This is a genomic window from Paraburkholderia sp. D1E, from assembly GCF_052682275.1.
In genome coordinates this window covers 1478001-1495831 of record NZ_JBQYMB010000001.1, presented here as the reverse complement: position 1 = coordinate 1495831, position 17831 = coordinate 1478001, and the positions used below count along the sequence as shown (strand labels likewise).

The window sequence follows — 17831 nt, the reverse complement described above, 5'->3', positions numbered from 1 at the left end:
GGATCTGCAATTGTCCTAATCTTGGTCTGCATCGGGGCATCTCCGGTCTCTTGTAGCCGATCGGATGATGTCGATTCATTCGACGTCATCCGATCCGACTCTTTTAATATGACCTTGGACGCTACCTGTTGCCCCGGCTCGCGCCTATAAGAAAAGTCTGATTGTTCTCCCCTACAGCGACGACCGCCCAGACGGCTGATCTATTCGCCGCCGAATCCCGCTAAACCGCCGCTTACTGAAACGCCACCTCCGCGAAACTCCGCAGCTTGCGGCTATGCAGACGATGCAGTCCGTTCATCCGCAACAGCTCCATTGCCTTCACGCCGATCTGCAGATGCTGATCGACCTGCGCGCGATAGAACTGATCCGCCATGCCGGGCAGCTTCAATTCGCCATGCAAAGGCTTGTCCGACACGCAAAGTAAGGTGCCGTAAGGCACGCGGAAACGGAACCCGTTCGCAGCGATCGTCGCACTTTCCATATCGAGCGCAACCGCACGGCTTTGCGACAGCCGCTGCACCGGCTCACGATGATCGCGCAACTCCCAGTTGCGGTTATCCACACTCGCCACCGTGCCCGTGCGCATCACGCGCTTCAACTCGACGCCGTCCAACTGCGTGACCTGCGCGACCGCGCGTTCCAACGCCACCTGCACTTCGGCAAGTGCAGGAATCGGTACCCACAGCGGCAAATCGTCGTCGAGTACGTGATCTTCGCGCACATAGCCGTGCGCCAGCACGTAGTCTCCCAAACGCTGCGTGTTACGCAGTCCCGCGCAGTGGCCCAGCATGATCCATGCATGCGGACGCAGCACGGCAATGTGATCGGTGATCGTCTTCGCGTTCGACGGCCCGACACCAATGTTGACCATCGTGATGCCGCTGCCGTCGGCACGCTTCAGATGATACGCGGGCATCTGCGGCAAACGCGGCGGCGCCGTGCCTTCCTGCGCCTGCTCGCCGAGATTCTCGTTGTACGTGATCAGGTCACCCGGTTCGACGAACGACGTGTACTCGCTGCGATAGGCGCGCAGTTCTTCGTCGTCGGTATGGGCCATCATCGTGCGGCCGAGTTTGACGAACTCGTCGATATAGAACTGATAGTTCGTGTACAGCACGTAGTTCTGGCAATGCGTGGGCGAAGTCGCGGTGTAGTGCTTCAGCCGATGCAGCGAGAAATCCACCCGCGCCGCCGTGAACAGCGCAAGCGGATGCGGCTCTCCCGGCAGCGGTTCATAGGTGCCGTTGACGATGCGGTCGTCGAGCAGCGCGAGGTCCGGCGTATCGAACACGTCGCGCATCAGGAACAGGCGCTCGCGATCCAGATCGCCTTCGAGGTGGATACCTTCAGCGAACGCAAAGTGAATCGGTATCGGCTGATCGGACACGCCAACTTCGATCTGCACGTGATGATTTTTGGCCAGCAGACGCAACTGCTCACGATAGTAGTTGCCGAACAGATCCGGCCGCGTGACCGTGGTCTCGAACACGCCCGGACCCGCGACGAAACCATACGAGCGGCGCGAGTCGATATGCGTGTTGACTTCGGTGCGCACTCTGACGAACGGGTAGCAGGCGCGCACCCGGCTTTCGAACAGTTCGTTGCGGCGGTAGCGCGCGAAGGCGTCGCGCAGGAACGAGGTATTCGCTTCGTAGATCGCCGACAGACGCGTGACGGCCTCGGTGGCGTCGTCAAAGGATTCGGTTGGGAAGCTGTTGGCGGGAGTCTGCACCGCGCGTTGATTGGTATCGTTGTTCATCTTCATTCACCCCTATTCATGAGATGACATTACCACGGAACCCGTGATCACCAAATGACCTCGCGGCGCCTACCACAACTGCCGCAACAGCGGTCGCAAGATTGCGCGCACGTCGCGCGAAAGCGGCGCAAAATAAGGCGATCGCGCCCGTAGGCAAGGCTGGATTTGCTAGAATCGGGACACCATATTGGAGAATCACCATGAAGCCGCTCCTTCCTGTCGCCGTTGCACTGGCCTTCGCCTTTGGCAACGCCGCGATGGCTGCCCAGCCTGTCGATGACACTCCGGCCGCCGGCGCCCCCCAATCCGCCAATGAACGGGCCGGCCTACCCGACCTGGAGAAGATCAATCGTCCGGCCGCCGAGGTCAGCTCGAAGGTCGAAATCAACGTCCCGCGCACGCCGAGCTTCCACGAACGCAGCGCTAACGGCACCGAAATCACTGAATATCGCGACAAAGGCAAGCCCGTTGAAATCAACGTGCATTCGAATCTCGGCACGCGCTATCAGATGAGCGCGCCGCTCGACACGTCGCCTACCGTGCGCGACAACGGCCGTGCAAGCACGCGTTTGCCGTCCGTGAATCTGACTTATTGATGCATGCCGGGGCGGCGGCACGGCGTGAGCCGCTCCCCCGAATCCGCTCGGCCCGTGGTTGTCACCCCGGGCTTTCAGCCTGCTTGCCAATTTTTCTACCCCGCCTGCAGCACGGCGATACCGCGTTGAATTGCCGCAGCGCTTCGCGGCCCTGACCGATGGCCGGACCGATGGCCAGAACCAGTGGCCAGGATCGCTGCCCAGATTGACCTTGATCGCACTGTCTGAAACGCATTTGCTACACCTCGCACTGGTCGCATCGCGCCAGCCCGACTAACCTGATCCGACGTTTCCCGCATGGCTGTCTTCACCGCTGTCACCGAACCCCAACTAGCAGAATGGATGCGTCATTACGATCTCGGCGACGTCGTCGAGTTTCGTGGCATCCCGTCCGGTATTGAGAACAGCAACTTCTTTCTGACGACGACGCGCGGCGAATACGTCCTCACGATTTTCGAAAAGCTGACGGCCGGGCAACTGCCGTTCTATCTCGATCTGATGCAGCATCTGGCCGCGCACCGCGTACCCGTGCCGGACCCCATGCCGCGCGAAGACGGCTCGCTGTTCGGCACGCTGCACGGCAAGCCCGCCGCTATCGTGACCAAGCTCGAGGGCGCACCGGAGTTAGTGCCGCAGGTCGAGCACTGCATCGAGGTCGGGCATATGCTCGCTCGCATGCATCTGGCGGGGCGCGATTACGCGCGTCATCAGCCCAATCTGCGCAGCCTGCCGTGGTGGAAGGAAACCGTACCGACCATCCTGCCGTTCCTCGAGGGCGCGCAGCGTGACTTGCTGTCGTCCGAATTGGCGCATCAGGAAGCTTTCTTCGCATCGGCGGATTACGCCGAATTACCCGAGGGCCCCTGCCACGCCGACCTGTTCCGCGACAACGCGCTGTTCGCGCACGCCGCGCCGGACACCGGCCACGAGGTGCGCCTGGGCGGCTTCTTCGACTTCTATTTCGCCGGCTGCGACAAGTGGCTGTTCGACGTCGCGGTAACGGTCAACGACTGGTGCGTCGACCTCGCCACCGGCAAGCTGGACGAAGTACGCACCGAGGCCATGTTGCGCGCCTACCAGACCGTGCGCCCGTTCACCGTCGAAGAAAACCGCCATTGGGGCGACATGTTGCGTGCGGGCGCTTACCGCTTCTGGGTCTCACGCCTGTATGATTTTCATTTGCCGCGCGCGGCCGAGTTACTCAAACCGCACGATCCCGGCCATTTCGAACGTATTCTGCGCGAACGCCTGTCCGGCGTTGCACTTCCAGGCATTCATACCTCATGCAACTGATCGAAGTCCCCGCGAAGACCGGCTATGTCTGGTTCCGGCAGGGTATCTGGCTGTTCCGCAAGAACCCGCTCGCGTTTCTGACGCTGTTCTTCACCTATCTGCTGGTCATGACGCTGATGTCGCAGATTCCGGTAATCGGCGGCGTGTTGCCGCTGGCCTTCATTCCGGGTGTCGCGGTCGGCTTCATGGCCGCGTGCCGTAACACCATCGCGGGCAAGCCGGTGTTCCCGACCATTCTGGTAGACGGCTTTCACTCGTACGGCCCCGTGGTCGCCAAACGTCTGCTGGTACTGGGCGTGCTCTATGTCGTCGCCATGGCGCTGGTGCTGGCCGGCTCGGCGCTCGCCGACGGCGGCATGCTGCTGAAGGTCATGCTTGGCGCCGCCACGATGGATCAGGACGCGATCGCCAACAGCAATATCCCGCTCGCGGTGATCGCCGCATTCGCGTTCTACATTCCGGTAGCAATGATTTTCTGGTTCTCGCCGATTCTCATCGCGTGGCACGACGTGCCGCCCGTTAAGGCGATATTCTTCAGTATCGTCAGTTGCTGGCGCAATCGCGGCGCGTTCATCGTGTTCGGCGCCTTGTGGTTCGCAGTGGCGACCACGGTCTCGTTCGGTTTGTCCGCGCTGATGCAGGCGCTGGGCGCGGGCGACTTCGCGTTCGCGATCCTGATGCCCGCCACGATGATCGTCACGACCATGCTGTATTGCTCGTTCTACGCGACCTATCGCGGCTGCTTCGGCGTGCAAACACCCGAAGCACCGGACCTGCCGACCACGCCGGCGGCCTGAAGAACCCCTATCCGGACTCGTCAGCCTCCCTCGATTTGGGGCACAATGGTTTGCGCGCAATCGATTTGCACGCTCTTTTTTAGACGAGATGCATCATGACCCAGCGCCCCGCTTTGCCCTTTACTCTCGACGAGCAGCTCTGCTTCGCGCTCTATTCGACCTCGCTCGCGATGACGAAAGCGTACAAGCCGCTGCTCGACAAGCTCGAGCTCACCTATCCGCAATATCTGGCAATGCTGGTGCTCTGGGAAGCCGACGACATCACGGTCAAAGACCTCGCCGCGCGACTGAATCTCGACTCGGCAACGGTCACGCCGCTGCTCAAACGTCTCGAAGCGCAAGGCTACCTGGAACGGATACGCGGCGTCGAGGATGAGCGGCTCGTCTATATCCGGCTCACCAAAGCGGGCACCGCACTGAAGCGTCAGGCACGCGAAGTGCCGGCGGAAATCTTCTGCGCGACTCAGCAGACGCCGGAATTCCTGCTCCGTCTGCGCGACGATTTGACACGCTTGCGCACCACGCTGAACGATTACATGGACCACTAGCCGGCCTGTTTCAAAAAGCATGCTATCGCTGTGATGCAAAAAATCATTTGCACACAAATGATTTGTGTACTATCTTTATCACATGCCGCTTCGATAGCGCTCCGCCAGAACGGCGGGCAAGTAAGGTGCGGCAAGTATGCAGATCCCGATAACCGAAACGAAGGAGCAGCGAAATGAACATCCTCTACAAAGCAAGCGCAACCAGCACCGGCGGCCGCGACGGCCGCGCAGTATCGTCAGACAATGCGTTGGACGTGAAGCTGGCGGCCCCACGTGAACTGGGCGGCAACGGCGCAGCGGGCACGAACCCGGAACAACTTTTCGCAGCCGGCTACTCGGCATGTTTCCTGAGCGCGATGAAGTTCGTCGCCGGCCAGAAGAAGCAGACTTTGCCGGCTGATACGCAAGTCACGGCAGAAGTGGGAATCGGCCCGAACGACAACGGCGGTTTCGCGCTCGACATCGATCTGCGCGTTTCGTTGCCGGGTCTGGCCGCAGATGCAGCCAAGGAACTGGTCGACGCAGCGCATCAGGTCTGCCCGTACTCGAACGCTACGCGCAACAACGTCGCGGTGCGCCTGCAAGTGGCGTAAGCTGCGACCTCACCGGCTAGCTGATGAATCGTCGACGCCGCGCGGCAAAACCGCGCCGCCCTGAACAGCGCCCACACCCTGCAAACAGGGCGGGCGCTGCGCCGTTTTACGGTCGCGGCACGCAATGTGCAATACCGAATCGTGCGATCACTTACCATCACCAGCCCTTTGAACACGCGCTCGGTTCAGTAATAGCGTCGCCTGGCAGTTCGTCATTGCGACGGTCGATGCTCCGCCGCGCAGCCGTTCACCCTGACCCGCGATTCCGATGACACGCGTCCGACGCCTGAATGACACCTTCGATACCGGTCTGGTCTGGTTTCGCCGCGATCTGCGCAGCATGGACAACGCCGCGCTCTACTACGCGCTCAAGCATTGCGAGCGCGTCTGGTGCGTGTTCGTATTCGACACGACGATCCTGCAACCACTGATCGAAGCCTGGCAAACCCGCCATCCGGATGCGCAACCGCAGGACCGCCGCATCGAATTCATTCTTACCGCACTTGGCGAACTGGATCAGGCGCTGCGCGCGGATGGTGGCGGCCTGATCGTCCTGTACGGCAATCCAGCCGATCTCGTGCCCAAGCTCGCCAACGAACTCGGCGTAGATGCGGTTTTCGCGAATCAAGATTACGAACCGGTCGCGATTGAGCGTGACGAGACGGTGCGTGAGCTTCTTGCCGAAGCCGAACGTCAGTGGCTGACGTTTAAAGACCAGGTGATTTTCGAACGCGAAGAGGTGCTGACCGGACAGAGCAAACCGTTCACGGTGTTCACGCCATACAAGAACGCGTGGCTCAAGCAACTGACGGCCTTCGATCTGAAGCCGTATCCGGTCGAGACCTACGCCACGCATCTGGCCGTACTGCCGCCCAAGCTGGACCGCCAGTTACCGAGGCTCGACCAGCTCGGCTTCGCACCGAGCAATCTGACGGAGCTCAACTTGCCCACCGGCATGAGCGGCGCGCAACGTCTGCTCGACGACTTCATGACCCGCATCGATGGCTACAAGGACCGGCGCGACTTTCCCGCCGTCAAAGGCCCGAGCTATCTGTCGATGCATCTGCGCTTCGGCACTGTCTCGATCCGCACGCTCGCGCGGCTCGCGCACGAGATCTCACTGCAGCCCGACGGGCAAGGCTCGGCCACGTGGCTTTCGGAACTGATCTGGCGGGATTTTTACTTCATGATCCTCTCGCACCATCCGAGGCTGGCGGCCGGCGCGTCGTTCAAGGAAGAGTACGACCGGCTGCGCTGGGAGCAAGGCCCGGAAGCGGACGAGGCGTATGCCGCGTGGTGCGACGGCCGCACCGGCTATCCGCTGGTCGACGCCGCGATGCTGCAACTGAACCGCACCGGCTATATGCACAACCGCTTGCGGATGGTGACGGCGAGTTTTCTGGTGAAGGATTTGGGCGTCGACTGGCGGCTCGGCGAGCGCTACTTCGCTGAACAATTGAACGACTTCGATTTCTCGGCGAACAACGGCGGCTGGCAATGGGCGGCATCGACGGGATGTGACGCGCAACCGTATTTCAGGATTTTCAACCCGATCACGCAATCCGAAAAATTCGATGCCGAAGGACGGTTTATCAAGCGCTACCTGCCCCAGCTTGCAAAACTACCGGCCAAATGGATTCACGCGCCGTGGCTCGCGGGCACGGCACAGCTCGCGGAATTCGACGTGGTATTGGGCAAGGATTATCCGGTGCCGATCATCGACCATGCTGAAGCACGGCAGCGCACACTGGCGCGTTTCGGCAAGTAAGCGTGCGCTCACACCGATTCGATCAAGAACGTCTGAAGGAGACTAACTGATAGATGTGATGGCCGGCGTCGCTGCATTGTCGCGATGACATTTGCATACTGGCGACGAGACCGCTGGGCAAGCGGACTACGGGTGCCCTATGTTGCCTGGGTGGAGTTCGCCGCGGTGTTGAATGACGCGCTGTGGCAATTGAATCCGGCTGTCCAAGCGCTTCCAGCAACATGTGAGACCGTGGGAGCCTCGCCCCAAACACCGGCGTTCTTCACTACGCGCCGATGCTTCAAACTCGCGCAGCTTAGTGCTGGCTCATCCACGACGGCTGGCGGGTGGTCGCCTCGCGATCCAGCTTGCGCATACGGAATTCCAGATCGTACAGATCGGTTGCTTCTGCGAGGAAAGCGTCAGCGCGTTCTTTCGCGAGTTGGTCGGGCGATTTGGTCAGAAACAGGAACAGGCGGCTAAGCAGATACATGGTCAACCTCGACAATGAGTTTAGGCACTAACGCCTAAGGGATAACCCGTATTATAGGGAAAACCCTAGTCTTACGCCAACACTCATTTCGAAGTGTTGCTCCAACATCACCGTGCGCCCGCCGAGGCTTCTGTGACAGTGCTTTCAGCGGTACTGCCGGCCCCAACACGGCGCTGGTGCCTGAAGAATTCCCACACCATGGCGCTTGCGTCTGGTCCTTTGGCGGAATGAAACGGCACGGCGTCGTCGCCACCGCTCCAGGCGTGCGCGAGCCCTTGCACACGGCATAGCCGTACCACGCGTCGACCGCCGCGCAGATAGTCGCGCATGACCACGCCACCTTTGCGCTCTTCCTTGACTTCACCGGATTTGCGCACGCCTTTCTCGTCGGCGATCCGGTTCAGGCGGAGAAATTGTTCCGCCAACTGGTCCGCATTGACCGGCGCGACCACATGGTCGGCGTCGCCGTGGAGAATGATGGCCGGCATACCGGGGTATTCCGCTACGTTAACGAGTTCGTCAACCAGCTCGGCCGGTTCGCGTCGCGCGCCGCGTCGCATTACGTCCATCGCCGCAATGCCAGAGCGAGCCTCCCCGAAAGCGGGGCCGGAATGCAACGCGACCGCGGCAAAATGCTCCGGATAATTGACAGCCAGAAGCGCCGTCAGGCCGGCACCGGCGGAAATTCCAGCGACATACACACGTTCGCTGTCGAAGCCGTGCTGGGCAACCAGCGAATCCACCAGCGAGACGACCGCACGCGCCTCAGCACCGCCGGCACTGTCGCTGGCGTCGTACCAATGCCAGCAGCGATGCGAGTGCACGTGCTTCGACTGTTCCGGATAAACCACGGCAAAGCCGAACCGGTCCGCGAGCACGTTCATCCGCGTGCCTTCGGCGAATTCGTCAATCGACTGGGTGCAGCCATGCAGCATCACTACCAGCGGCATCGACTCGCCCACATGACCGGACGGGATATACAAACCATACTGAAGGTGGTTGACGAGCCGCCCGGGCGAGGCCGGTGCCGAGTGAAACGAGCGCGTCCACGAACCGCTTGCCCATGCCGAAGCACGCGGACGAACCCGCGACTCCCGTGGGGCAGCACGCGGCGCCTCGCGTTTCGCGGATGCGCGCAGCGCGGCTGCCGCTTTGACAGGACGGACCTTGGCCGAAGGCTTGCTGGTAGCAGCTCGTGCCGGCCGTGTGGTGGCGCGCTTGCTTGTGTGCGCTTGCTCGGTTTGAATGGCGAGCAGCCGCTTGAGACCGCGCAGCCAGATGTTCGATAGACTTTTTGCCATCGGCGGGTAACCTCGCAAAAAGGGACAGGTGCCGTTCGATAGAACGACGCTTTGTTGTGCAATGCACAATAACACCAATCCTCATGCGATGCTGGAGGCCCGAACCACTGCCGAGCACCGAATTTTCCGCAGTGCGAACCTTGCAGCAACACCAACGTCAAACCATTGCAAAGCTTGTTCGCCAGCCCACGCCTGTTCGCAAAAAGCCTGGCGCGTGGCGAATCCGGCCCGTAGCACCCGTCTATACTGGCGGGTAAATAATTTCAGTACACGCCCTGACCGCGTCGGCGTTTCATGCCGTTCGCGCGTTAACCCATTACCAATCCGATTCTACGCGGCCTTGGTCGCGCTTTTGCCATGCCCGATTTACCTGTCCATCTGTGGTACTCGATCACCAGCCTCGGCGGCGCCGGCATGACGCTGCCGCTCGCGATCGCCATCGCACTTTGGCTAGCGATCGGCTATACGTGGCGCATGGCTGCTGGCTGGTTGCTGCTGCTTGGCGCGGCCATCGGCATTGTGACCGTGACCAAGCTGGCCTTCCTCGGCTGGGGCGTCGGTGTGCGCGAACTGGATTTCACCGGCGTCAGCGGTCACGCCATGCTGTCTACCGCCGTCTATCCGGTCGCGCTGTTCCTGATGCTGCTGCCGGCACGTCCTGCGATTCGTCTGCTTGGCGTCTTACTGGGCCTGGCCGCCGGCATCGCGGTCGGCTTGTCGCGCGTCGTGCTGAGCGCTCATTCACCCTCTGAGGCCGTCACCGGCTGCCTGGTCGGCGCACTGGCGGCGCTGGTCTTCGTGCGCATGGCGTGGAATCTTGAGCCGGGCCGGTTGTCGGCGTTGCCCGTCACCGCGAGTCTGATGGTCCTCGCGATTCTGATGCACGGCGTACACGTGCCGACGCAACGCTGGGTCACGCATATCGCGCTGAAGGTGTCCGGTCACGACCGGCCGTTCATCCGCGCCAAGTGGAAGGCCGTGCGGGACGTACGTCCCGCCACGGCGCCGCTGTCGCAGACGCTCAACACGCTGACCGCACCGCCTTCGTCGGACGTCTGAAGCACATTCAACTGATTGCCCGTCCAGCCGAAACCCAGTCCGCCGACTCACGCTCCGCTTTATGCGCGCAACTGAATAATCGTCATGGGTACCGCTATAACCTTTCATATATTACGATAGCGTTTTAACCCGCCGCTCCGGCCCATGCCGGACATCCAAGCCTTCATGACTCTGTCCCGCCGCCTTGTGAAACATGCGCTGTTCATCGCCAGCGCCATCTCCGTTGCCGTCAGCGGCAACGCACGCGCAGACGAACTGGTGGTCTCCGCCGCCGCCAGCCTGACCAACGCCTTCAAAGCGGTTAGCGAGGCCTTCGAACAGCAGCATCCCGGCACCAAAGTGCTGCTGAACTTCGGCGCATCCGACGTGTTGATGCAGCAAATCGCCAAAGGCGCGCCAGCCGACGTATTCGCCTCCGCAGATCAGAAAGCGATGGACAAGGCCGCGGCGGAAAAAGTAATCGTTCCGGCCACGCGCATGGACTTCGCCGCCAATTCGCTGGTGCTGATCGTACCGACTGACAGCCATTTCGCGCCTGCCTCGCTGAACGATCTGGCGTCGGCGAATGTGAAGCGCGTGGCTTACGGTGATCCAGCTGGTGCCGATCGGCCGCTATGCGCAAGGCGCGCTGCAAGCCGCAGGCGCGTGGGACGCGGTCAGCGCGAAGGCCGTGCTGGCGTCGAACGTACGCCAGAGCCTGGACTACGTGTCGCGTGGCGAAGTCGACGCCGGCTTCGTGTTCAGCACCGACGCCGCGGTCATGCCAGACAAGGTCAAGGTCGCGATGAACGTGCCGACGCAAACGCCGATCACCTATCCGATCGCGCAAGTCGAAGGCAGCCGTCACGCGGCCGACGCGCGGGCCTTCATGAACTTCGTGCTCTCGCCGGCCGGCCAGACCGTGCTCGCGAAGTACGGCTTCAAGCCCGCGCATTAACTCAGGTATCGCATGCTCATGCAACGGGCCTGGATTCCGCTCTTGTTGTCGCTGAAAGTGGCGGGCTGGGCCACCGCGCTCAATCTGGTGTTCGGCGTCGCGGCCGGTTTCGGTTTGTCGCGCTGGCGCTCAGGCGCGCGCGACGTGATCGATTCGCTGCTCATGTTGCCACTCGTGATGCCGCCCACCGTGCTCGGCTACTACCTGCTCGTGCTGCTCGGCCGACGCGGCGTGATCGGCGGCTGGCTCGACCGCTTCGATATCCAGCTGGTGTTCACCTGGCAGGGCGCGGTGATCGCGTCGACAGTGGTGGCGTTTCCGCTCGTGCTGAAGTCGGCGCGCGCCGCTTTCGAAGCCGTCGATCCGCAGCTCGAGCGGGCCGCTCGCACGCTCGGTGTGAGCGAGACGGCTATCTTCTTTCGCGTGACGCTGCCGCTCGCCGCGCGCGGCATTCTCGCCGGCGGTCTGTTGGCGTTTGCACGAGCGCTCGGCGAATTCGGTGCGACGCTGATGATCGCGGGCAACTTGCCGGGACGCACGCAGACGCTTTCGGTTGCGGTTTATTCAGCCGTGCAAGCCGGCGACGACAGCACCGCCAATTTCCTCGTGCTCGTGACTTCGGTGACGTGTGTCGTGATCCTGTTGCTCGCTGGCCGTCTGGTGCCGCAGCACACGCTTTTGACGTCCCGCTGATATGCCGCTCGCCGTCGACATTCGCAAGACTTTCGAGAGCGCCGAGCGCCGTTTCACGCTCGACGTCTCATTCAAGGCGACCACGCAGCGCCTCGTGCTGTTCGGGCCGTCCGGCGCGGGAAAGAGTTTGACGCTACAGGCCATAGCCGGCCTGCTGCGCCCCGACGAAGGCGCGATCACACTGCACGGCAACGCGCTATTCGACAGCGCGCGCGGCATCGATCAGAAACCGCAGGCGCGCAAGATTGCGTATCTGTTTCAGGACTACGCGCTGTTTCCGCATCTGAACGTACGGCAGAACATCGGCTTCGGGTTGCAACAGGGTTGGCTCAATCCGCGCGCGTGGAACTCGCACCCGCAAGTCGACTACTGGCTCGATGCGCTCGAATTGAAAAGCGTAGCGGGAAATCATCCGGTGCAGCTTTCGGGTGGGCAGAAACAGCGCGTGGCGCTGGCGCGAGCGCTGGTCGCGCAACCCCGGTTGCTGTTGCTCGACGAACCGTTTTCCGCGCTCGATAGCGCACTGCGTCAGCGCATGCGGAGCGAACTGTCGGATCTGCAAACGCGGCTCGATATTCCGATGGTGTTGATCACGCACGATCCCGACGATGTCGCCGCGTTCGGCGATCAGGTCGTGCAGGTCAGCGATGGTTGTGTGCGCGAGAATCAGGCGTTTGCGGGTTATGTGCACAGCGAGCCTTAACTCAAGCGCGCGCCGTCAGAGCCTGAGGGTCTGCAAATCCCCAAGTGCTCTGTGCCCTGGAGCCTCAAAACCCTGGCGGCCCCCACGCCGTCCGAGCCCGGGGAACGTCAGCGCATTTAGTTCTTCACACCGAGAATCACGCTCGACGCCTTGAATACCGCGACAGCGGTCCTGCCTTCCACAAGGCCGAGCGTATCGACACTTTCATTCGTGACGACCGCGGTAATCACCGCGCCGCCGTCCAGCACCAACGACACCTCCGCGCTGACTGCCCCGCGCTTCACGCTCTGCACGGTGCCGCGCAACTGATTGCGCGCGGACAGTTTCAACGGCGTACCGTTTTCATTCTCCACGACCAGCACCACCCACGACGCCTTGATCAACGCAAACGCCGCCTCCCCCTTCGCAAGCCCCAGCGTCTCGGTACTTTCATGCGTGAGCACCGCGACGATCGTATGGCCGCCGGGCAGCGCCAGCGACACTTCGTCGTTGACTGTTCCACGCGTGATCGCCGACACCGTTCCATAAAGCTGATTACGCGCGCTCGTTTTCATGCCGATGCGGCCGATCAGATCCCAATCCGTCGCAAAGCCTTCGATCGCTGCGCCCGCGCGTTCGAGAAACCGCCGATGCTCGCGCTCGACCGCCCGAAACGTATCGATCAGCTTCACCGCGCGCGGTGTGAGCGTCGTGCCGCCCCCGCCTTTGCCGCCGGTCAGGCGCACGACGAGCGGCTCGCCGGCAAGGTTGTTCATCGTATCGACAGCATCCCACGCGCCTTTGTAGCTCATGCCGACGGCTTTCGCCGCGCTGGTGATCGAACCGGTCTCGCCGATCGCCGCGAGCAGCGCGATCCGCGACGCGCCGCCAAGCGTTTGCGCGCCCGCCTGAAACCAGACGGAGCCGCCAATTTCAAGGGCTTCGTGGGACGGATCGGTGCGGTCGGATGTCATGGCGGCAGGGGGCTCGGTGGGTCAGAAAAGGACAGCGAACCATTATAGCGATGCAACTGTCTTTACCCGCCGCCCAGCGCATAGGTCGGTCACTCAAACCGCGTACTGTGCGATCCCATTTCCAAACGACCAGTTCTCCTTCAGCACCTCGACGAGATTGATGAACACATCCTCTCGCCGCAGCCCCGGCGACTCCGCCAGTTCATCCGCCATGCGCTTGTACAGCGCTTTCTTTTGCTCGAGCGTACGCGTGTTGCTCACCGTGATCTGAATCACCACGAAATCGTCGCTTCGCTCGATGTTCAGATACTGCCTGTCGTAAACAAAATTGCCGGCCTCATGCTCGGTGATGAGCATGAAGATATCGTCTTTCGGCACATTGAACGTGTCGACCAGCGAACGCTGAATGCTGTCCGTCAGCGCCTTCCGGTATTCCGCCGGCTTGCCGGCGCGCAATGCGATTCGTGTGAGCGGCATGGTGAAACTCCTTGGTTGCAGTGATGGGGTAAACACAGCTTAGGCACACTCGGTCATAATGAACAGACATCATTGACTATTTCATCTATATTCATCCGAAATGAAAGTCCTCGATCTCGATGCCGTACGTGCCTTCGTGCTGGTTGCCGATCTGCACAGCTTCACGCGGGCCGCCGACGCGCTCGACACCACGCAATCCGCCGTCAGTCTGAAGCTCAAGCGACTGGAGGCGCATCTGGGCAAGCAGTTAGTGGAGCGTACGCCGCGCGTCGTGCGCCTTTCCGCGGACGGCAACGCGTTCCTTGGCGCGGCCCGCGATCTGCTGGGCGCACATGAGCGGGCGCTGGGTTCGCTGTCAGTGGAGCGTCGGCGGCTCACGCTGGGGTTGAGCGAACATGTCGCGGGAGCGAATTTGCCGCAGTTGCTTGCGCGGCTCAACGCGCACGATCCGGGTCTGGTGGTCGAATTGCATTTGGGCATGTCCGCAGCACTGCTCGCGCATTTCGACGAACGGCGCCTCGACGCTGTGATCGTTCGCTATGGCGCCGACGAGCCACCGCGTGACGACGCGCAGGTGCTGTTCAGCGAGCCGCTTGGCTGGCAGGCTGCACCGGAATGGCTGCCGCGCGTCGGCGAGCCGTTGGCGCTCGCGCTGCTGAGTCCGCCGTGCAATGTGCGAGACGTCGCGCTGAAAACGCTGAATGAAGCGGGGGTTGCATGGCAGGAAGTGTTTGTTGGCGGAGGTGTGGCGGCGGTCGGGGCCGCGGTTGCAGCCGGCCTGGCGGTGTCGCCGCTGGGGCGCAGAGTAGCACCACGAGGGTTGGTCGATATCGGCGCGCGGCTGGGTTTGCCGCCGCTGCCGGAATCACGCGTGACCTTGCATTCACGGGTGAGGGATAAGCGATCAATGGAAACGTTGCGGTTGGTAACGAACGGGCTGGCAAGCGCCTGAGGCGTTCGACGATTCATCGCATTGACGCGTGCTCGGCCGCGCTGCCCCGGGTCCGTCGAGCGCCAGGGCAAAACGCGAACGCACCGCCTGAACCGGATCTCAGTGGAGGATCGGCGGCAACGAGCCGCTGCTGGCGGTAGCAGGATTTGCGGTTGGGCCCGCGGGACTCGCCGTCACGTTTGCCTCTCTGGCAGGCGCGTTCGTATGGGCTACAGCAGGCTTGGCCGCGCTGGTTTTCGCCGCTACCTTGACCACGTGGGCATGCGCTGCATGGCCTTGAACCAGGTTGGCGCGCATGATCCTGCCTTGACCCGATTTCGCCTGCGCAACCTGTGCGTGCGGCTTTTTACCCTGCACCACCACGGCAGCCTTCGACTTAGGCTTGCCCGTACCCGTGACCACGCCCCGGTGGGCAACGTTTTTAGCCGTGACCTTCTTCACGCTGTCATGCGCTGCCGGCTTGACGCCGCGCTTCGACGCCGACGCAACCCGCTGCGCACCATGTTGACTGTTCGCCGCGTGCTTCGAACCGGCCTTTGCGCCAGCGGCAGACTTGACCTTGGCGGCACCCGTCGTTTTCCTGGCGTGCTTCGCCGTATGCCCAGCCGACTCGGGCGGATTCCACACTTCCGTATAACCAGCGGCTATTGCCGCACCGGACACACACCACACTGCAACTGTCGCTGCTACTGCTCGAATCCACATCTCCTGCTTCTCCTCATCTTCGGCTTTATAACGAGCCGGGATTATATTCTCTTGCAAAAATCCATTTTTAGACTAATATCAACAATAAGTACATACAAGGACTTATCCAGTCATGGCTCACGCTGCCCGCGCCACCCAGCCCGAACCGCCGATCCGTCGACCGATTCCGGAACCCACGCTTACGGAGATGTCGGCGGCGGGTCTGCGCGCGTTCTTCAACATTGCGCGAGACTGGAACTTGAGCGCCGAAGAGCAGATCGTGTTGCTCGGCTCCCCGGGCCGCTCCACCTATTTCAAATGGAAATCCGCACCGGCAACAGCCCGTCTGGGGCGCGACACGCTGGAACGCCTGTCGCTGCTGCTCGGCATCTATAAGGCGCTGCAGATCCTCCTGCCACAGCCCAACGCCGCCGACACCTGGATCAAGCGCCCCAACAGCGCACCGCCGTTCGGCGGCCGCCGCGCACTGGACCGCATGCTGGCCGGCAATATCAGCGACCTCGTGGCGGTACGCCAGTATCTCGACGCGATGCGAGGCGGCTGGGCGTGACAGAACCGCATTGGCAGCACCGCTGGCGCAGCGCGCCGCTCGACTGGTCGCCCGCGTATCGCGTGATTCCGACGCGTTTTCCGGCCGTCAATCTGTTCGACCGGGTTGCATCGCCGGAAGATTTCGACGCCCTGTACGCGCTCGAAGCGATGACCAATGACCGCCTGCGCACCGAAGTCGGCGAACTTGATCTCGTGCCGCGCGAAGAGCGCCGCTTTGGTCAGGGCTTTGGGCCGATCATGGCCGCGTTGACGCACCTGAATCCGCTCGGCAGCCGCTTCTCCGACGGCACGTATGGCGTGTTCTATTGCGCCCGCTCTCGTGCCACTGCGATCGCGGAGACGCGTTATCACACGGGGAAATTTCTGGAGGCGACCGCCGAACCGCCCATGCGGCAACAGATGCGGCTCTACACGGTCGTGGCACAAGGCAACGTGGTCGATATCCGCGCCGACGTATCGCTCGATCTCGCGGTGTTGTCGCCCGACGACTATGTCGCGGGGCAATCGCTCGGCCGTGCCGTGCACAAGGCCGGTGCGCCCGGCATCGTGTATCCATCGGTGCGGGATGACGAAGGCGAGTGCCTCGCGGCGTTCAAAACCACGCTGTTACGCGACTGCCATCACGCGGCGTATCTGGAATACAACTGGAATGGGACAAGCATCGATATGGTGTTCGAGCTCAACCAGGTCGGCTAGGAAATCGCGAGGGCATAGAACGCAGAGCAGGCGTCTGAGCGTCTGAGCGTCTGAGCGTCTGAGCGTCTGAGCGTCTGAGCGTCTACAACGATTGTCGAGTTGAATTGGCCATGGCAATGGCGACAGCCGAAGGAATCCGGCAGTCGAAACCATCAAGGCAGCGCCAACGCCGCCGCCCCGCTCTCCCGCGCCGCCTCAACCGAGATCGACCAGCGCCGCAGCGCCTGAGGCTCCACGATCGTCAGCTTGCCGCCGGGCCCAAACGCGCCGGTGTCGATGAAAATCTGCGAGCCGATCTGCTGGATTTCGCGCATCGGCGTATGACCGCAATAGGTCAGTGAAAGGCCGTGCTGCCGCAGCGGATCGCCATTGCCCAAAGCCAGATCGCGTCCCCACAACAATTGTTGACGCGTTTCAGCAGAAAAATTGCCAGCATCGAGTTCGGCGTCAGTCCCGAAGAATTCGGCATGCAGAATATTAAAGCGCTCCTTGCCGCTGCCGACCACACGCACGAGCGGCAGCGTCCGCAGATGTCCGGCGTGGTGTTGCAAGCGTTCATCAGACAAATTCGCCGCCCATATCCCGCCGATTCCGTACCACCACTGGCGTCGCAAGCGCCCATCGGCGACGGCGCACAAGGTGTCTTCGTGATTACCCAGCACCGCGTGAAACCACGGCTTGTCGAGCAGGGTTAAAGCCTGTTCGGAATGTTCGCCGCGGTCCACCAGATCGCCGACCGAGAAGAGCCGGTCGCGCGCAGGATCGAACGCGATCTCGCGCAGCAGATAGCGCAATGCATCGACACAGCCATGCAAATCGCCGACGACAAAGTCGCGGCCGCTCCTATTGGCCGAATGATGCTGGACAGAGTTGACGAGTACGGAAGCCATTCGCTCATGATAGTTCGGCATCCACAAGTGCGTATGCGCGCTGCCTATCTTTTCCTGCCGTCCCGTGTCGCTCGAATGGCGTAGAAA

Annotated in this window: 19 protein-coding genes and 2 pseudogenes; 14 read left to right on the top strand and 7 right to left on the bottom strand. The window is 61.9% G+C overall.

Annotation, left to right across the window (positions count from 1 at the left end; genetic code table 11):
• Positions 1–232: 232 nt before the first annotated feature.
• Positions 233–1759: an AMP nucleosidase gene (locus ACUN0E_RS06965; protein ID WP_408230991.1), complete on the bottom strand. Its 1527-nt coding sequence runs from the start codon at positions 1757–1759 to the stop codon at positions 233–235.
• A gap of 200 nt (positions 1760–1959) precedes the next feature.
• On the opposite strand from ACUN0E_RS06965, the gene ACUN0E_RS06960 reads away from it, so the two are divergent.
• The 7 genes and pseudogenes from ACUN0E_RS06960 to ACUN0E_RS06930 all read left to right on the top strand — a co-directional run.
• On the top strand, positions 1960–2355 hold the full coding sequence (locus tag ACUN0E_RS06960; protein WP_408230994.1) for a hypothetical protein: 396 nt from the start codon (positions 1960–1962) through the stop codon (positions 2353–2355).
• 297 nt (positions 2356–2652) lie between these two features.
• On the top strand, positions 2653–3648 hold the full coding sequence (locus tag ACUN0E_RS06955) for a homoserine kinase (protein WP_445566068.1): 996 nt from the start codon (positions 2653–2655) through the stop codon (positions 3646–3648).
• Complete coding sequence (locus ACUN0E_RS06950; protein ID WP_408509964.1) at positions 3639–4445, top strand: BPSS1780 family membrane protein; 807 nt, start codon at positions 3639–3641, stop codon at positions 4443–4445. The genes ACUN0E_RS06955 and ACUN0E_RS06950 overlap by 10 nt, the downstream gene beginning before the upstream one ends.
• 95 nt (positions 4446–4540) lie before the next feature.
• The gene (locus ACUN0E_RS06945; protein ID WP_408339964.1) at positions 4541–4993 is read left to right on the top strand and encodes a MarR family winged helix-turn-helix transcriptional regulator; all 453 of its coding nucleotides are present in this window, start codon (positions 4541–4543) and stop codon (positions 4991–4993) included.
• 173 nt (positions 4994–5166) lie between these two features.
• A complete protein-coding gene (locus ACUN0E_RS06940) occupies positions 5167–5586 on the top strand; it encodes an organic hydroperoxide resistance protein (RefSeq protein ID WP_201077894.1) in 420 nt (139 codons plus the stop codon).
• 268 nt (positions 5587–5854) lie between these two features.
• The gene (locus ACUN0E_RS06935; protein ID WP_445566067.1) at positions 5855–7354 is read left to right on the top strand and encodes a cryptochrome/photolyase family protein; all 1500 of its coding nucleotides are present in this window, start codon (positions 5855–5857) and stop codon (positions 7352–7354) included.
• Between the two features lie 84 nt (positions 7355–7438).
• A pseudogene (locus ACUN0E_RS06930) lies at positions 7439–7528 on the top strand (tryptophan-rich sensory protein); the annotation flags it as partial.
• A 121-nt stretch (positions 7529–7649) separates the two neighbouring features.
• Here ACUN0E_RS06930 and ACUN0E_RS06925 read toward each other — a convergent pair.
• Positions 7650–7826: a DUF3563 family protein gene (locus ACUN0E_RS06925; protein ID WP_120306126.1), complete on the bottom strand. Its 177-nt coding sequence runs from the start codon at positions 7824–7826 to the stop codon at positions 7650–7652.
• Between the two features lie 107 nt (positions 7827–7933).
• Entirely contained in the window at positions 7934–9127 is a 1194-nt protein-coding gene (locus tag ACUN0E_RS06920) for an extracellular catalytic domain type 1 short-chain-length polyhydroxyalkanoate depolymerase (protein WP_408231009.1), read from the bottom strand.
• 357 nt (positions 9128–9484) lie between these two features.
• Between ACUN0E_RS06920 and ACUN0E_RS06915 the strand changes: the two genes are divergently transcribed.
• The 4 genes and pseudogenes from ACUN0E_RS06915 to ACUN0E_RS06900 all read left to right on the top strand — a co-directional run bounded on the left by ACUN0E_RS06915 (position 9485) and on the right by ACUN0E_RS06900 (position 12519).
• Entirely contained in the window at positions 9485–10186 is a 702-nt protein-coding gene (locus ACUN0E_RS06915; RefSeq protein WP_445566066.1) for a phosphatase PAP2 family protein, read from the top strand.
• Between the two features lie 165 nt (positions 10187–10351).
• Positions 10352–11123, top strand: a pseudogene (gene modA / locus ACUN0E_RS06910) (molybdate ABC transporter substrate-binding protein).
• Positions 11124–11141: 18 nt separating this feature from the next.
• Positions 11142–11816, top strand: a complete 675-nt coding sequence (modB, locus tag ACUN0E_RS06905; RefSeq protein WP_445566065.1) for a molybdate ABC transporter permease subunit — start codon at positions 11142–11144, stop codon at positions 11814–11816.
• 1 nt (position 11817) lies between these two features.
• Positions 11818–12519 (top strand): sulfate/molybdate ABC transporter ATP-binding protein, encoded by a 702-nt coding sequence (locus tag ACUN0E_RS06900; protein WP_445566064.1) that lies wholly within the window; start codon positions 11818–11820, stop codon positions 12517–12519.
• A 116-nt stretch (positions 12520–12635) separates the two neighbouring features.
• Here the strand turns inward: ACUN0E_RS06900 and ACUN0E_RS06895 are convergent, their stop codons facing one another.
• Both ACUN0E_RS06895 and ACUN0E_RS06890 read right to left on the bottom strand, forming a co-directional pair.
• On the bottom strand, positions 12636–13472 hold the full coding sequence (locus ACUN0E_RS06895) for a TOBE domain-containing protein (protein ID WP_445566063.1): 837 nt from the start codon (positions 13470–13472) through the stop codon (positions 12636–12638).
• A gap of 93 nt (positions 13473–13565) precedes the next feature.
• Complete coding sequence (locus tag ACUN0E_RS06890) at positions 13566–13949, bottom strand: tautomerase family protein (protein ID WP_408231027.1); 384 nt, start codon at positions 13947–13949, stop codon at positions 13566–13568.
• Positions 13950–14049: 100 nt separating this feature from the next.
• Between ACUN0E_RS06890 and ACUN0E_RS06885 the strand changes: the two genes are divergently transcribed.
• On the top strand, positions 14050–14901 hold the full coding sequence (locus ACUN0E_RS06885) for a LysR family transcriptional regulator (protein WP_445566062.1): 852 nt from the start codon (positions 14050–14052) through the stop codon (positions 14899–14901).
• Positions 14902–15000: 99 nt separating this feature from the next.
• On the opposite strand, the gene ACUN0E_RS06880 is transcribed toward ACUN0E_RS06885, so the two are convergent.
• Entirely contained in the window at positions 15001–15606 is a 606-nt protein-coding gene (locus ACUN0E_RS06880; protein WP_445566061.1) for a hypothetical protein, read from the bottom strand.
• Between the two features lie 112 nt (positions 15607–15718).
• Between ACUN0E_RS06880 and ACUN0E_RS06875 the strand changes: the two genes are divergently transcribed.
• Positions 15719–16156 carry an MbcA/ParS/Xre antitoxin family protein gene (locus ACUN0E_RS06875; RefSeq protein ID WP_408231036.1) on the top strand — a complete coding sequence of 146 codons (438 nt, stop codon included), beginning with the start codon at positions 15719–15721 and terminating at the stop codon, positions 16154–16156.
• Positions 16153–16854 carry an RES family NAD+ phosphorylase gene (locus tag ACUN0E_RS06870; RefSeq protein ID WP_408231039.1) on the top strand — a complete coding sequence of 234 codons (702 nt, stop codon included), beginning with the start codon at positions 16153–16155 and terminating at the stop codon, positions 16852–16854. Before ACUN0E_RS06875 ends, ACUN0E_RS06870 begins: the two co-directional genes overlap by 4 nt.
• A gap of 152 nt (positions 16855–17006) precedes the next feature.
• Here ACUN0E_RS06870 and ACUN0E_RS06865 read toward each other — a convergent pair whose 3' ends face one another.
• A complete protein-coding gene (locus ACUN0E_RS06865) occupies positions 17007–17744 on the bottom strand; it encodes a metallophosphoesterase (protein ID WP_408231042.1) in 738 nt (245 codons plus the stop codon).
• Positions 17745–17831: the final 87 nt, after the last annotated feature.

Coding starts and splice junctions, on each gene's coding strand:
- ACUN0E_RS06965 (WP_408230991.1), bottom strand. CDS start 1,759: ATGAACAACGATACCAATCAACGCGCGGTGCAGACTCCCGCCAACAGC.
- ACUN0E_RS06960 (WP_408230994.1), top strand. CDS start 1,960: ATGAAGCCGCTCCTTCCTGTCGCCGTTGCACTGGCCTTCGCCTTTGGC.
- ACUN0E_RS06955 (WP_445566068.1), top strand. CDS start 2,653: ATGGCTGTCTTCACCGCTGTCACCGAACCCCAACTAGCAGAATGGATG.
- ACUN0E_RS06950 (WP_408509964.1), top strand. CDS start 3,639: ATGCAACTGATCGAAGTCCCCGCGAAGACCGGCTATGTCTGGTTCCGG.
- ACUN0E_RS06945 (WP_408339964.1), top strand. CDS start 4,541: ATGACCCAGCGCCCCGCTTTGCCCTTTACTCTCGACGAGCAGCTCTGC.
- ACUN0E_RS06940 (WP_201077894.1), top strand. CDS start 5,167: ATGAACATCCTCTACAAAGCAAGCGCAACCAGCACCGGCGGCCGCGAC.
- ACUN0E_RS06935 (WP_445566067.1), top strand. CDS start 5,855: ATGACACGCGTCCGACGCCTGAATGACACCTTCGATACCGGTCTGGTC.
- ACUN0E_RS06925 (WP_120306126.1), bottom strand. CDS start 7,826: ATGTATCTGCTTAGCCGCCTGTTCCTGTTTCTGACCAAATCGCCCGAC.
- ACUN0E_RS06920 (WP_408231009.1), bottom strand. CDS start 9,127: ATGGCAAAAAGTCTATCGAACATCTGGCTGCGCGGTCTCAAGCGGCTG.
- ACUN0E_RS06915 (WP_445566066.1), top strand. CDS start 9,485: ATGCCCGATTTACCTGTCCATCTGTGGTACTCGATCACCAGCCTCGGC.
- modB (WP_445566065.1), top strand. CDS start 11,142: ATGCAACGGGCCTGGATTCCGCTCTTGTTGTCGCTGAAAGTGGCGGGC.
- ACUN0E_RS06900 (WP_445566064.1), top strand. CDS start 11,818: ATGCCGCTCGCCGTCGACATTCGCAAGACTTTCGAGAGCGCCGAGCGC.
- ACUN0E_RS06895 (WP_445566063.1), bottom strand. CDS start 13,472: ATGACATCCGACCGCACCGATCCGTCCCACGAAGCCCTTGAAATTGGC.
- ACUN0E_RS06890 (WP_408231027.1), bottom strand. CDS start 13,949: ATGCCGCTCACACGAATCGCATTGCGCGCCGGCAAGCCGGCGGAATAC.
- ACUN0E_RS06885 (WP_445566062.1), top strand. CDS start 14,050: ATGAAAGTCCTCGATCTCGATGCCGTACGTGCCTTCGTGCTGGTTGCC.
- ACUN0E_RS06880 (WP_445566061.1), bottom strand. CDS start 15,606: ATGTGGATTCGAGCAGTAGCAGCGACAGTTGCAGTGTGGTGTGTGTCC.
- ACUN0E_RS06875 (WP_408231036.1), top strand. CDS start 15,719: ATGGCTCACGCTGCCCGCGCCACCCAGCCCGAACCGCCGATCCGTCGA.
- ACUN0E_RS06865 (WP_408231042.1), bottom strand. CDS start 17,744: ATGGCTTCCGTACTCGTCAACTCTGTCCAGCATCATTCGGCCAATAGG.